The following is a 13,102-nucleotide window of genomic DNA, read 5'->3' on the forward strand; positions in this document are numbered from 1 at the left end:
TCTCAACTAAGCGGAATGTAAATTCAGCTTCTTGTTTTTCATCAATGTAACGAGTGCAAACGTTTTATCTCAACTAGGTGGAATGTAAATAGAATTGCACCGACTCCGCTACAACTTCGGTTACAGTTTTATCTCAACTATGCGGAATGTAAATTTATATCCCACTACGTTCAAATAGAACAATTAATTTTCTTTCAACTACGTGGAATGTAAATTTTTATAATTTATCACTCGTTTTACTTTCAACAACAAAAAACCATATTTCATAGATGATTACTCAACATCTATGAAATATGGTACAGGATTAAATAACTTTAATCTCCTAGTTACTTACTCCTTATTCTCCATCCGCTTCCCTTCCCTAAATACTTTCGCACTTCTCACATACTCTACATCTTTCACACTAAGGCGAGCGTTGATCACGCGGGCGATGGCAAAGAAGTAGTCAGATAAGCGGTTTAAATATTGCAGTGTAACTGGATGGATGTCTGGTTCAACTTTCATTAAGCTAACGACTTGGCGTTCAGCACGACGTACGACGGTTCTAGCGATGTGAATGATGCTGGCTGCTTTGGAGCCGCCTGGTAAAATGAAGCGCTCTAAGGCTGGTGCTTCTTGAATGTATTGGTCGATTTTCTTTTCTAGTTCTTCGACTGCTTCTGCTTGTAGCTTCCATCCTCTTGCTCCTGTTACTGTGGCTAAGTCGCCGCCGCAGTCGAATAGTTCGTGTTGGATCGTTTCGAGGTCTGCTAAAATATCTTTAAACATTTCTGGATCAAGCTCTGTCATCGCTTGACCGACGAAGCAGTTCGTTTCGTCGACTGTACCATATGCTTCTACGCGTAAATCATCTTTGTCTACGCGTCCTCCAATAATGCTTGTTTTTCCTTTATCCCCAGTTCGCGTGTATAGTCTCATTTTGGTTCCTCCTGTTTTTTTAAAATTTGTGGAATGCCATACCAGATCGCAGTGACTTGCTCGGCTTGTTTCGCCGCCTCTTGAAAACACCAGCCGGCGGCATCTCGCCACATCCGGTCTAGCGCTTCGATTGGGACAATTCCTTTTGTGATGTCCGAGCCGATTAACAATAGCTTGCGGTCAGGCTTTTCTTTTTCCCAATCAAGCCACGCTTGTAGTTGTTGTTTCCACTGTTTTCGTGCAAGCTTGGCATCTTCTGTTTGTTCGACAAGCTGTTTCATATAGCATTCGATTCCTTCAAGCACGACGATGCTTTCTGTCCATACTGTCTTTTCCCTTTTATAAAAGGATACCCATTGATGGGAAACTGCTTCTAGCTCGTACGTCTTCATTACCCATTGCTTTTTTCCGTTGAAGGCACCGCCTGTAATGAGATGCATCGTTCACCCCTCCTTAATGAAGAAAGAGAAGCAGTCAGTTCGTAGCCGCGGCCATTGTCTGCTTTCCACTCCCAAAACTGCTTTTCCACTGGAGCAACTTCCGTCAATAAATGGCGGATCACTCCTCCATGCGTGACAATCGCTCCCCGTTTCATCTCATGCTGTTCCATTACATCGAGCCATTTGTTCCACCCGGAGCGAATGCGAGAGCCAAATTCATGAAAATATTCTCCCTCGGGCAAAAAGCTCGTGAACGGATCACTCACCCAAGTGATATACTCTTCAAGGTGTTCCAGTTCTTGATGGCGCTTGCCTTCTAAAATCCCAAAGTTCATTTCGCGAAACTCCGACCACACATCAACCGTCTCCGTCGGAAATAGGATACCCGCTGTATCAACACAACGCTTTAAATCGCTCGCGATCACTTTCTCATACTTGGGAATGAGCGGCTGAATCGCCTGCAAATCCTGTATCCCCCGTTCACTCAAGATTGAATTCGTCCAGCCGCTAAATGCCTTTCGCTCATTGTCCGTCGTTATCCCATGCCGATAGAGACCGATAACCACAATGTCATCCATAATATAGCTTCCACTCCTTCTAGGCTAGCACCGAGCAAATCCCCGGTAATGCCGCCAAAATGTTTCATCGTGCTGCGGCGCACAAAAAGGAAAAAGATCGCTGTGACAGCCGTAAATATTAGAAAGGTTGCGAACACCTGACTGATCGCTACAATAACAACTCCAACCACTAGAAGCCAGATGCTATAACGAAGTGCGAGCGTCGCATCTTTTCCCTGTTGAAAATAATAAGCGAGCCCCTCTTTTTTCGCTGGAGGTGTGCCATTGAGTAATAACCCCATCACCATCTGGCTGTAAAACGGAATCAAGCCAATCACGAACGCCAGCTGACTGTTACCGAAAAGGATGATTTCATAGAAAAAGAGAAAGCGTGCCGCTAAGAAAATAATGAGCGATAGCACCCCAAAAGCGCCGACTCTCGAATCCTTTAAAATTTCCAATCGTCGCTCACGATCACGATACGAGAAAAAAGCATCGCTCGTATCAATCCAGCCATCTAAATGTAAGCCCCCTGTCCAAATGATCGGCAGTAGCCACAACAAGAAAGCATTCCCGAGGTGTGACAGCGGCGACCATTCAAGCAGCGCCCAAAAGATGCTTGCGTACAACAGCCCTCTCAGTAAGCCAAACAACGGAAACATCCGTAACACCGCTCGTAAATGAGCGGCATCCATTGGCAACTCGCGGTGAATCGGGACAATCGTAAAAAATTGAAAGCTTAATAATAATCCATTCTTATAAGTTTTCCACTTCATTACTGCATTTCCCTTTCTTGCTCGCTGACAATCGCCATAAATTTTTCCCAATCGAGGTACTGCTCTAAATGATGAGCTAGTTCATCATACGCTTGCTGCTTTTCTTCTATTATATTCAACTGTGATAGAGGAAGTCCCTTTTGGCTTCGTAGACGATTCAACCATTTAGAACGCCACGCATCGTTATGGAAGAGATGATGCAAATACGTACCGATGATGCGACCATCAGCAGAGCAATAGCCTTCCTCGCTGCCATCTTCTCTAATGACCAATGGAGAGGGCTCTTCAATCACCGTTTGCCCGATATGAATTTCATAGCCGCTCAAATCAATCGTTGGCAGCTGTGCCACTTTCCCATGAATCCGTACCGTTGTTTTTTCGTTGAAGAAAGTGGTCTTCCCAGGGATCAACCCAAGTCCAGTTTCGGTGTGCCCCTCAACACCCGAGTCATGACCATCCGGGTCGATTAATTGTTCACAAAGGATTTGATAACCGCCGCATAAGCCCGCGACCATTCCTCCTGCTTTCGCATATTGAACAATTCGCCCCGCCAATCCACTCGTTTTTAAAAACTGCAAATCATGCAACGTACTTTTCGTTCCAGGCAACACAACCGCATCTGGCTCACCAAAAGCTTCGACAGAATCCACCCAGCGAACGGTCACATCTTTTTCTAGTAAAAAAGGTTCCATGTCACTGTAATTCGATAAGTAAGGCAACTTGATCGCGACAATGTCTAACGCTTTTTTCGTTTGTGATGAGAAACGATCGGTGAGCGACAGCGAATCTTCCCCTTCTAGTCGATGGTTCGGCAAATACGGTAAAACAGCAAGTACAGGCAGTCCCGTCCGTTCCTCCAACCATTGCTTTCCTTCCACAAACAGCTTAGGATCGCCGTGAAACTTATTGATAATGACCCCTTTCACTCGTTCACGCTCATGTGGTTCAAGCAACTCTAGCGTTCCAACGACACTGGCAAACAGCCCTCCCCTGTTAATATCCGCGATTAAAATAACCGGCACATCGGCCATTTCCGCGACCTTCATATTGACGACTTCTCTTTTCTTTAAGTTCATTTCAACAGGACTTCCCGCTCCTTCAATGACGAGAAAATTAGCGAGCTCATTCAGTTCATTAAGTGACTGCTCAATCACTTGTACAGCTGTTTCATAATACGCTTCCCGATAAGCCATTCCAGAAATCGTGCTTTGGCGTTCCCCACGCAGTACAATTTCTGAACGTCCAGAACCTGATGGCTTTAATAAAATCGGATTCATCGCTGGAATGGCTTCTAATCGACACGCTTCCGCTTGCAACCCTTGGGCGCGACCGATCTCTTTTCCAGAGGCAGTGACATATGAATTATTGGAAACGTTTTGCGATTTAAACGGAGTTGGCTCGAATCCTTTTTGCCAAAGTAAACGGCAAAGAGCTGTTGCTACTAAGCTTTTTCCGACGTCTGAAGCCGTTCCTTGCAACATCACACCTTTCATCGTGCTTCCCCTCCTTTCTGTATAAGCGGCAAGCCATGCTCAACAAGCACCGCTTCATCCGCTTCTGACACAAAATATTGATGTAATTCTCCTAATGTTTTCGCATAGTAGAATACAAGTGGCGATGAAAGCGGCTCAAAAGCTAACTCGTTGGAGACGATCATCATAGAAGCAGCCATTTGCCGAAGACAATTGATTTCTGTGATTACTCGTCGTTTAATCTCTGCATGAAACAGCGGCTGTTCCCATTCCCGTTCATCCTCACTACTTGAAAACCATTCATTCGTCACTAAAGTCGTTAAGCAATCGAGTAAGATCACGTCTTGTTTCGCAAACTGATCGGCCAGTTGATCTAATTGAGTCGGTTGCTCCCACGTGGTCCATGTAACGTCTGATTGCTGCCGCTGTTGCTGATGAAGCCGCACACGCTCGGCCATTTCCTCATCCGTTACTTTTCCACAGGCAATATAATGAAGTCCTCCACCACGCCGTTTCGCTTCCGCCACCGCTTTTTCTTCCGCCAAACGACTTTTCCCACTCCTTACACCGCCAACAATGATCGTTAACTGTGCTGTTTCCATGCTAATAATGCCTCTTTCAATTGATCATTTTCTTCTTTCGTTTTCACAGCTACTCGAAGCCAGCGACCGTTTAACGTCGGATAATTGTATGTATGGCGGAGAACCAATCCTTTTTTCAGTAAAAACTCAAGTAAAGGTCGTTGGTCTAACAATCTCGGATCACGAAGCAAATAGAAATTCACCACTGAGCGCGTAAAGTCAAATCCTTCTTTATCTAAAAATTCAAACATCTGCTTACGTTCTTCTTCAATCAATTGCCGCGACGTTTCCACAAAGCTGGCATCTTGTAAAGCCGTTTCTGCCGCTAATAAGGCGAGGGCATTCACATTCCATTGAGGACGAAAACGAGCAAGGCGCTCAATGATCGTTTCAGAAGCGAGGGCATAACCGATTCTAAGCCCAGCGATCGCATACATTTTCGTTAAGGAACGTAAAATCACCAACTGTGGATAGTTCGCTAAATAAGTGGCGTATGTAAAGTCCCCAGCAAAATCATAAAATGCTTCATCCACAATCACTAAGCAGGAGCTTTCTTTTAATTGATCCAAAATATATAAAAGATCATCGGGCTGAAACACAAGTCCGGTCGGATTATTCGGTGTACAAATGAATAATGCGGACGCTTCTTTTGCCACTTCAACGATGCGTTCCACTCCTTCATCCATTGCCACAAAGTCCACGTCACACTGGTACACCCGGCAAGCGGTTTCGTATTCAGAAAAAGCAGGTTGCCCAATGACGACACGCTCACCTTGAAGCAATTGTCCGAGAAATTGAATTACTTCAGCCGCTCCATTTCCAAGTAGCACCTGACCAGTCTTCACCCCATTTTGCGAGGCTAACAACTGAGTTAACGAACGCCCTTCTGGATCAGGATAATCAGACACCGCGGAAAACCACTCGCTCCACTTTTCTTTTAAAGAAGGCGGTGGCCCATACGGATTCGTGTTGACGCTAAAATCAATAATTTTTGCAGGTGAAGCTACGTTCATTTTTTCATATAAATGAGCCGGATTCGCCCCATGAGCGGGCAAGTTCATAAAGTAGCCCTCCTATCCACAACGTAAGTAAAAATAATAGCGATGACCGCTGCATAATGTTGTTAGCGAGTAAAATGTCCGCCGCTTTTTTTTGCTTCAGTGGCTCCCCCATTTTGGCACGGTGGGATACACGCCCTTTATATGTGTTAAGACCACCAAGTTCAATGCCTAGTTGAGCGGCAACTGCCGCTTCACACCAGCCGCTATTTGGACTTGGATGTTTTTTCGCATCACGACGAACGATCGACCATACTTGTTTTTTAGAGTAGTCACTTTTTGGGAAAGACCATAGCATCAGAAAACTAGTAAGACGAGCGGGAAACCAATTGACGACATCATCCAGTTTGGCAGATGCCCAACCAAATTGTCCGTAGCGATCATTTTGATAGCCAACCATCGAATCGCATGTGTTAATTGCGCGGTACACCATCGCTCCAACACCACCAAACAGCAGCGCCCAAAACAATGGAGCCGTAACACCATCACTTGTATTTTCAGCGACCGTTTCAATCGCTCCGCGCGTAATATCTGCTTCCTCCAAGTGGTCAGTATCACGACCAACGATGTACGATAGCTTCAAGCGAGCTTCCGGTAAATCGCCAGCTTGCAGCGGTTCATAGACACTTAACCCCGCTTCCTTTAAGCTTCGGCAAGCAATTGTCGTCGAAATGATGATCGCTTCTACAACGACACCAACGAGCGGATGGATGAAATAACTTAGTGAGATCAGTAAGAAGCTTATGCCTCCAGTGACAAGTAAAACAGCTAGTAGCATCCACACCCCTTTTTGCTTTCTTTGCCCCCCTTGATTGAGTCGCTTTTCTAAAAGAGCAATAAAGGAGCCGATCCAGCGAACAGGATGAGGCCAGTGAGGAGGATCACCGACGAGACGGTCAATGATAAACGCAAGCGTCATCGCGAACAAGTGATACATCATCGTCTCATCCTCCCTTCCTCATTATTTCGCAGGGCAGAAATCGTACTTTCATACACCGCTTTACCAATGGCTTTGCCAAGCGGCGTAATCGTTCCAGCAAACTCCTGCTTCATCCCACGTTGGATAGCCGCAATTAACATGCTGTCGGTCGATGTCCCTGTAGCAAATGTGCCGGTGAGTGGATCTTTCACTCCATAATCAAACAACGCTTTCACTTTCGCTTCGGTGGCCGTCATAATCGCTTGCACAAACGCTTCTTCTGAAAGATGAGCATTGGCAAATACCCATGTGTTAATCGTTCCCGGCTGCATAATCGTTTCATGCTCCATCGCTCGCGACACATCGACAGCATTCCCAACACCAGCGGTCACGACAGCGAAAACGGACATCCCATCTTGTTCAACGAGTCGATGAGAAGCATATTCTAAATCCACCGCCGTCATCATCCCAACCGTTTCATTCACATCAAAATGATGCGTCTCAAGAAATTGCTTCATCTCTTCTTTAAAATCGTCATTATTATAATCTTTATCGACGTGACGATTGACGAAGCTTCGATGCCAGCCCCAACCAGCTCCAATGACACCTGCTGATAAAGTTTTCAATAAAATGGGAGAATCAATGGCGATGAATTCTTCACTTTGCCGAATAAGCGATCCGTCCATTTCAATCGGGGCTTCATCTTCCTCAATTTTCAACGGAAGAATGCTCATTTGTGGTTTAGGTACTTCGGGATGTGGCCGCTTTTGCACAGCAGTTTTATAAACGGAATGAATATGCTCTTCCTTTAACACTTCACTCGGCATGCCAAGCCCATGAATGCGACCGTTTTCCATCAATAGCAAGCAATCACAATAAAGCGAGGCTAAATTCAAATCATGAAAAATAGAGATCACCGTGAGTCCCGTTTCTCTCGTCATCTTTTTTAACAAGTCGAGTAGCTCTTTTTGGAATGCAAGGTCGAGATGATTCGTCGGTTCATCGAGCAGTAAGACCTGTGGCTCTTGAGCAAGCGCCTGCGCCAAATATACGCGTTGTCGCTCACCGCCAGACAATGAATCTAAAGGTTTATCAGCAAAGTGAGTCGTTCCCGTGCCTTCCATTGCTCGTAACACAGCCTCTTCATCTTCTCGCTTCCACACCGGGAATAGCCCGCTTTGATGCGCATAGCGGCCGAGAGAAACGGTTTCTTTTACCGTATAAGCAAAGGGCAAAGACGTATCCTGCGGCAATACGGCGATCACTTTCGCTAATTCTTTCGGCGAAAACCCCTTAAGCTTTTTACCTTGAATCGTCACTTCCCCTGCTTGGATTGGCACAACACCGCTCAACATTTTCATCAACGTCGTTTTACCGCTACCATTTGGTCCTAATATGCCAAAAAGCTCTCCTTGCTGAACGGAAAAAGATAGCTGATTCACAATCGTTTGATTGCCGTAACCACCGGCGACTTGTTCTACGTTTATCATGCAGCACCTCTTCCTTTCCTTTGCTTGCGAAGTAGAATCATGGCGAATACTGGAGCGCCAATAACTGAAGTAATGACACCTATAGGTAATTCCGTCGGAGAAATAATGGTTCGCGACACTAAATCGGTTAAGATTAAAAAGCCAGCCCCAATCAAAACAGATAACGGCAGTAAGTGACGATGATCCGGCCCCCACACAAGCCTGATAAAATGCGGAATGACAAGACCAACAAAGCCAATCGTCCCAGAAACAGCCACCGCGGCACCCGTTAACATCGAACCAGCGCTTAGGATCACAAGCTTTTTCCTACGAACATCAACGCCTAAATGCTGCGCTTTCTCCTCACCGAAAGTCATCGCATTCAACTCTGCGGAATGGAGCACAAGCAACAACGTCCCGACTAAGAAAAATGGGACGATCAATTGAATATAATCCCAGCCTCTCATCGACACACTGCCAAGTAGCCAACCGATAATTTGCCGTAACTCTTCCCCTGTAAGCGCGATCATCAATGAAATCATCGCTCCTAAAAAGGAACTAAAAATAATTCCCGTAAGAATGATCGTCTCTACTTTGAGCGACCGCTCAATCGCTTGAGCAAATAAAAGAACGATAAAAATAGTAACAATTGCAGCAATAACACTCACAATCGGCAACGTGAATCGTTCAAATAAAGGAAGTTGAATATTAAAAAATAGCACCATCACCGCCCCTGCGGATGCACCTGATGACACCCCTAGCGTGTATGGGTCAGCTAGCGGATTGCGTAACAGCCCTTGAAACGCTGCTCCCGCCACCGCCAACGAAGCGCCAACGAGCCCAGCAAGCAACACGCGCGGAAGACGAATATTCCAAACAACACTATCAAAGGATGGATCGATACCACTAATCGATGTACCAAAAAAATGGTGGGATAATAAGAAGACGATATCCCGAACCGGAACGTGCATCGTTCCGATCGAGATACCGGCTAATACCGCGATAATAAAAAAAGCAAACGCAAAAACATAAGCGGAAACTTTATTTCTTAAAAACATCTGGATAAACCGCTTCAGCAAGTTGCTCTAATCCTTCTGTCAGACGAGGACCCGTACGGGATACTAAGTCAGAATGGACATCGTGCACTTCTTTATTTTTGATCGCAGATACATTTTCCCACCCTTTACGACTTAACACTTGCTCTATCGGTTTTTCAGTATAGTATCCATAAGTTGTGATGATGACATCTGGATTTTTCTGAATCACAGCTTCTTCCGTAATTGGCTGCCAACCATCTAAGTCCGCTGAAGCATTTTTCACGTGAATCATTTCAAGCATTTCATTCATAAATGTGTTTTTTCCTGGCGTGTATATTTCAGGGGCTGGTTGAACTTCCACAAACACATTTTTCATTTCGTCTTCTGTAATCGTTTCGGCTTTCTTCTCAATGTCTGCTATATCTTCTTTCATATCAGTCACGATTTCATCCGCTTCTTTTGCTTTCCCTGTCGCTTGGCCAATCATTTCAATCGACTCATACACTTCGTCAAAGTTTTGAGCATCGTTCACAACTAGCACATCAATACCAGCGTCTTCTAATTGCTTCAAACCATCTTTCGAATTGTGAGCGCCAGATGCGTGAGCTAACACTAGATCTGGATTTAAGCTAATAATTTTTTCCACATTAAAATCCATGCCGCCCACTTTTTCGATATTTGCTACTTCTTCTGGGTAAGTGTCATTGTCTGTTACCCCAACAATTTCTTTATCAAGATCTAATTCAAATGCGATTTCTGTATTGCTTGGAATTAGCGAAACGATGCGCTCAGGATCTTCGTCGATGACAACTTCTTTCCCTGCCCCGTCTTTAATCGTCACTGGAAACGCTGCTTCTTGTGTTTCTTTCGCTGGATTCGTTTGTTCTTTTTCCGGAGCCGCTTTCTCTCCACCACAGCCAGCTAGTACGCCAGCTGCTAATAACATAGATAAAATCGAAGTGGATACTTTTTTCATCTTTTCTACTCTCTCCTTTATGTTTAATAACAAAATAAAAAACACCTCTACGTATAGAGATGTGCAGTGAAAAAGGGCAGATCTTACCCTTTCACACCACCCTATCCTCGTAGGTTTATCGGTGCTTGTGATACAGGCAGGTTTTCTGGCTCGTGAAATGAACAACTTCACTCACAGTGGCGGGACCGCGCTGGATTTACATCAGCTTCCCCTTTTAAGAAACCGCTTTCTAACGGCTTCACCTAATCAAGCATATGTAAAATTGATTAACACTAATTATACACAATTTCAAGCCCACTTCCATGCTCTTTTTTCCCCTTTCAAAAAATTAGCGAAAGAAGTTTGAATTTTCCATATGCATCCGATAGAATACAAGTAGTATAGACTACTATAATTTGAAAGGAGTGAATACATATGAAATTAGTAATCGTTCTCGGACTATTCATTCTGTTAATGGTTATAGGGGTTTACCTAATATTTGGTTTACGCCAAGTCCTAGATTCCCATGAAGCATCAAAAGTAGACAAAATACCAAACGATCACTTCACAAAACAAAACGGTGGCCACGGAGCTGGTATGTAATACCTAAAGCGAAAGGTGCTTGATCAGCGACGAAAGGGACTATCTAGAAAGTCTATAAAAATTGACCTTCTGGATAGTCCCTTTTTATGGAATTCGAGCTTTTTTACTGAATCAGCCCTCACTTTTACGGAGTCCGCTATACTTTTTACGAGATCAGGCTTCTTAGCGAACAAGTTGAATTTCTTCGATCGCTTGTTTCATGATTCGGCCCATTTGTGTCAGTTCTTCGAAACTAGTAGCCAGTGGTGGCATGAAGACGATGACGTCACCGAGCGGTCTTGTAAGCATGCCAAGCTCTCGCATTCGTAAAGTCGCTTTATAAGTAACACGCTCTTCCCATGAAAATGATTCTTTTGTTTCTTTATCCTTCACGATTTCTATTCCACACATCAGTCCAAGCTGACGAACATCCCCAACTTGCGGCAACTCAGCAAGTTCAGCTAAGATTTCCTTAACGTACTCGGCTTTTTTAGCCGCTTGATCGACTAATAGCTCTTTTTCGAAAATCTTTAAATTTGCTAAAGCAGCGGCACACCCGAGCTGGTTTCCTGTGTAAGAATGGCCATGGAAAAAGGTTTTCATTTCTGTATAATCTGCATAAAAAGCATCATAAACTTTTTCCGTTGTTATCGTTGCCGCAATTGGCAAGTAGCCTCCTGTGATTCCTTTAGCTACCGTCATAATATCTGGTTGGACGTCTTCATGTTCAACGGCAAACATCTTTCCTGTTCGACCGAAGCCTGTCGCTACTTCGTCCACGACAAGCAAAATATCAAACTCGCGGCAAAGTGCTTCCAGTGCTTTTAAATAACCCTGCGGCATCATATTCATTCCGCCAGCCCCTTGCACCATCGACTCGACCATCACACCTGCAATTTCTTCGTGCTTCTCTTCAAATAGTTGACGAATCGCCTCAAGTGACTCCTGCTTCACCGTTGCTTCATCGCCAGAAGGATGACGGTATGTTGCCGGAAATGGTACGACGTAAGAGTTAAACATTAACGAGCTATAGACGCGGTGATAAATATCAATGGCGCCGACACTAATCGCTCCAACCGTATCCCCATGATAGCCATTGGACATCGTCACAAATTTCGTTTTCGTCGTTATCCCTTTGTTTTGCCAATATTGATAGGCCATTTTAATGGCAATTTCCACCGATTCTGCCCCACTATCCGAGTAAAAGACACGCGTTAGTTTTTCCGGTGTCAGCTTAACTAATTGTTCCGCTAGCTCAATCGATGGCACATTAGCCGCTCCTAGCAAAGTAGAGTGAGCAATTTTATCAAGCTGAGCTTTAATCGCCTCATCGATTTCTTGGCGGCGATGACCGTGGACGTTAAGCCATAGCGAAGAATAGCCATCTAAATATTCATTGCCGTGAATATCCTTCAACTTTATCCCTTCCCCGCCCTCGATAATAAGCGGGGCTTCTTCGTAATCCTTCATTTGCGTAAATGGAAGCCACATATGTTTTTTACTAATTTCATATAGTCGTTTCGTATCCACGAACCTCTACCTCCTGCAATTGTTTGATCCTCCAATTTTCTGTGATTGCTGAGCGAGATGCTTCATCCGCTAAATAGCTAGAAATGTTTTGAATAAAAGGAATCGTTCCGATAATGGGCACGCCCGTCAACTGCTCAATCATTTGTCGATTGTCTTGCTCAATCACTTCATCTTCCGGTACCGTACTTGATAAAATAATCCCCGTCACGTGCCGCCCTCTATTCTTCAATGCTTCGACGGTCAGCATCGTATGATTGATCGTCCCTAGGCTCGCTCTAGCGACGATAACGACTGGAAACTTCAATTCTTCTATGAGGTCAATGATGCAATACCCTTGACGATTAAGAGGAACATACAATCCACCTGCTCCTTCAACGAGTAACATCTCCTGATCGACCGCTTTCTCTTTAATATTTGCAATCAATTTTTCAATCGGAATGACCGCTCCCTCTTGTTCCGCCGCTAAATGAGGAGAACTCGCCATTTTGTATAAGTATGTAGATAACTCTTGATCTTTAAGCTCTGGCAGCAATTGATAGATTTCCGCATCAGGAGCGATGAGCTTTCCTTCTCGTTCTTCTGCCCCACTTTGTACTGGCTTATAAGGATAAACATCGACTCCTTGTTGCAAAAAAGCATGAGTCAACAATAGCGTGGCAATCGTTTTTCCTGCGTCTGTATCCGTTCCAGTCAAAAAAATTCCAGACATGTCTGTCATCCCCCTTGAAATTAGTAAACTATTTTCATAAAAATGTTAACATATTAAAAAATATTAGACAATGATTCCTTAAAGTCAGATCCTCTTTTT

The 13,102-nt window shown here is 44.4% G+C and carries 14 protein-coding genes, 1 CRISPR repeat array and 1 riboswitch (1 of these 16 only partly in view); of the genes, 1 reads left to right on the forward strand and 13 read right to left on the reverse strand.

From position 1 onward, the window contains the following. A CRISPR array of direct repeats spans positions 1-215; the repeat unit is 29 nt (it extends 3,180 nt beyond the left edge of the window). A gap of 115 nt (positions 216-330) precedes the next feature. Genes CEF22_RS14870 through CEF22_RS14920 form a run of 11 tightly spaced genes read right to left on the reverse strand, consistent with a single transcriptional unit; the run spans position 331 to position 10,203 of the window. Then, complete coding sequence (locus tag CEF22_RS14870; RefSeq protein WP_100403468.1) at positions 331-918, reverse strand: cob(I)yrinic acid a,c-diamide adenosyltransferase; 588 nt, start codon at positions 916-918, stop codon at positions 331-333. After that, positions 915-1,358: a bifunctional adenosylcobinamide kinase/adenosylcobinamide-phosphate guanylyltransferase gene (locus CEF22_RS14875; RefSeq protein ID WP_100403469.1), complete on the reverse strand. Its 444-nt coding sequence runs from the start codon at positions 1,356-1,358 to the stop codon at positions 915-917. Before CEF22_RS14875 ends, CEF22_RS14870 begins: the two co-directional genes overlap by 4 nt. Further along, positions 1,310-1,936, reverse strand: coding sequence for a histidine phosphatase family protein (locus tag CEF22_RS14880; protein ID WP_100403470.1), 627 nt, complete (start codon positions 1,934-1,936; stop codon positions 1,310-1,312). Before CEF22_RS14880 ends, CEF22_RS14875 begins: the two co-directional genes overlap by 49 nt. Beyond that, on the reverse strand, positions 1,894-2,691 hold the full coding sequence (gene cobS / locus CEF22_RS14885; RefSeq protein ID WP_100403471.1) for an adenosylcobinamide-GDP ribazoletransferase: 798 nt from the start codon (positions 2,689-2,691) through the stop codon (positions 1,894-1,896). Before cobS ends, CEF22_RS14880 begins: the two co-directional genes overlap by 43 nt. Then, the gene (locus CEF22_RS14890) at positions 2,691-4,184 is read right to left on the reverse strand and encodes a cobyric acid synthase (RefSeq protein WP_100403472.1); all 1,494 of its coding nucleotides are present in this window, start codon (positions 4,182-4,184) and stop codon (positions 2,691-2,693) included. The genes cobS and CEF22_RS14890 overlap by 1 nt, the downstream gene beginning before the upstream one ends. After that, the gene (locus tag CEF22_RS14895; RefSeq protein WP_100403473.1) at positions 4,181-4,765 is read right to left on the reverse strand and encodes a bifunctional adenosylcobinamide kinase/adenosylcobinamide-phosphate guanylyltransferase; all 585 of its coding nucleotides are present in this window, start codon (positions 4,763-4,765) and stop codon (positions 4,181-4,183) included. Before CEF22_RS14895 ends, CEF22_RS14890 begins: the two co-directional genes overlap by 4 nt. Continuing rightward, positions 4,747-5,805, reverse strand: coding sequence for a threonine-phosphate decarboxylase CobD (gene cobD / locus CEF22_RS14900; RefSeq protein WP_100403474.1), 1,059 nt, complete (start codon positions 5,803-5,805; stop codon positions 4,747-4,749). The genes CEF22_RS14895 and cobD overlap by 19 nt, the downstream gene beginning before the upstream one ends. Then, a complete protein-coding gene (gene cbiB / locus CEF22_RS14905) occupies positions 5,762-6,742 on the reverse strand; it encodes an adenosylcobinamide-phosphate synthase CbiB (protein ID WP_100403475.1) in 981 nt (326 codons plus the stop codon). The genes cobD and cbiB overlap by 44 nt, the downstream gene beginning before the upstream one ends. Further along, on the reverse strand, positions 6,739-8,211 hold the full coding sequence (locus CEF22_RS14910; RefSeq protein WP_100403476.1) for an adenosylcobinamide amidohydrolase: 1,473 nt from the start codon (positions 8,209-8,211) through the stop codon (positions 6,739-6,741). Before CEF22_RS14910 ends, cbiB begins: the two co-directional genes overlap by 4 nt. Next, complete coding sequence (locus CEF22_RS14915) at positions 8,208-9,248, reverse strand: FecCD family ABC transporter permease (protein ID WP_442857374.1); 1,041 nt, start codon at positions 9,246-9,248, stop codon at positions 8,208-8,210. Before CEF22_RS14915 ends, CEF22_RS14910 begins: the two co-directional genes overlap by 4 nt. Further along, positions 9,232-10,203 (reverse strand): ABC transporter substrate-binding protein, encoded by a 972-nt coding sequence (locus tag CEF22_RS14920; protein WP_100403478.1) that lies wholly within the window; start codon positions 10,201-10,203, stop codon positions 9,232-9,234. Before CEF22_RS14920 ends, CEF22_RS14915 begins: the two co-directional genes overlap by 17 nt. A 118-nt stretch (positions 10,204-10,321) precedes the next feature. Continuing rightward, positions 10,322-10,464: riboswitch (cobalamin riboswitch) on the reverse strand. A gap of 153 nt (positions 10,465-10,617) precedes the next feature. Here CEF22_RS14920 and CEF22_RS18590 point away from each other — a divergent pair. Continuing rightward, on the forward strand, positions 10,618-10,785 hold the full coding sequence (locus tag CEF22_RS18590; protein ID WP_157843246.1) for a hypothetical protein: 168 nt from the start codon (positions 10,618-10,620) through the stop codon (positions 10,783-10,785). A gap of 162 nt (positions 10,786-10,947) precedes the next feature. On the opposite strand, the gene bioA is transcribed toward CEF22_RS18590, so the two are convergent. Both bioA and bioD read right to left on the reverse strand, forming a co-directional pair. Further along, entirely contained in the window at positions 10,948-12,255 is a 1,308-nt protein-coding gene (gene bioA, locus CEF22_RS14925) for an adenosylmethionine--8-amino-7-oxononanoate transaminase (protein WP_232726210.1), read from the reverse strand. A gap of 16 nt (positions 12,256-12,271) precedes the next feature. Beyond that, positions 12,272-13,003 (reverse strand): dethiobiotin synthase, encoded by a 732-nt coding sequence (bioD, locus tag CEF22_RS14930; protein ID WP_157843247.1) that lies wholly within the window; start codon positions 13,001-13,003, stop codon positions 12,272-12,274. Positions 13,004-13,102: the final 99 nt, after the last annotated feature.

It is taken from the genome of Bacillus sp. FJAT-42315, from assembly GCF_002797375.1.
Taxonomy (GTDB): Bacteria; Bacillota; Bacilli; order Bacillales; family Domibacillaceae; genus Bacillus_CE.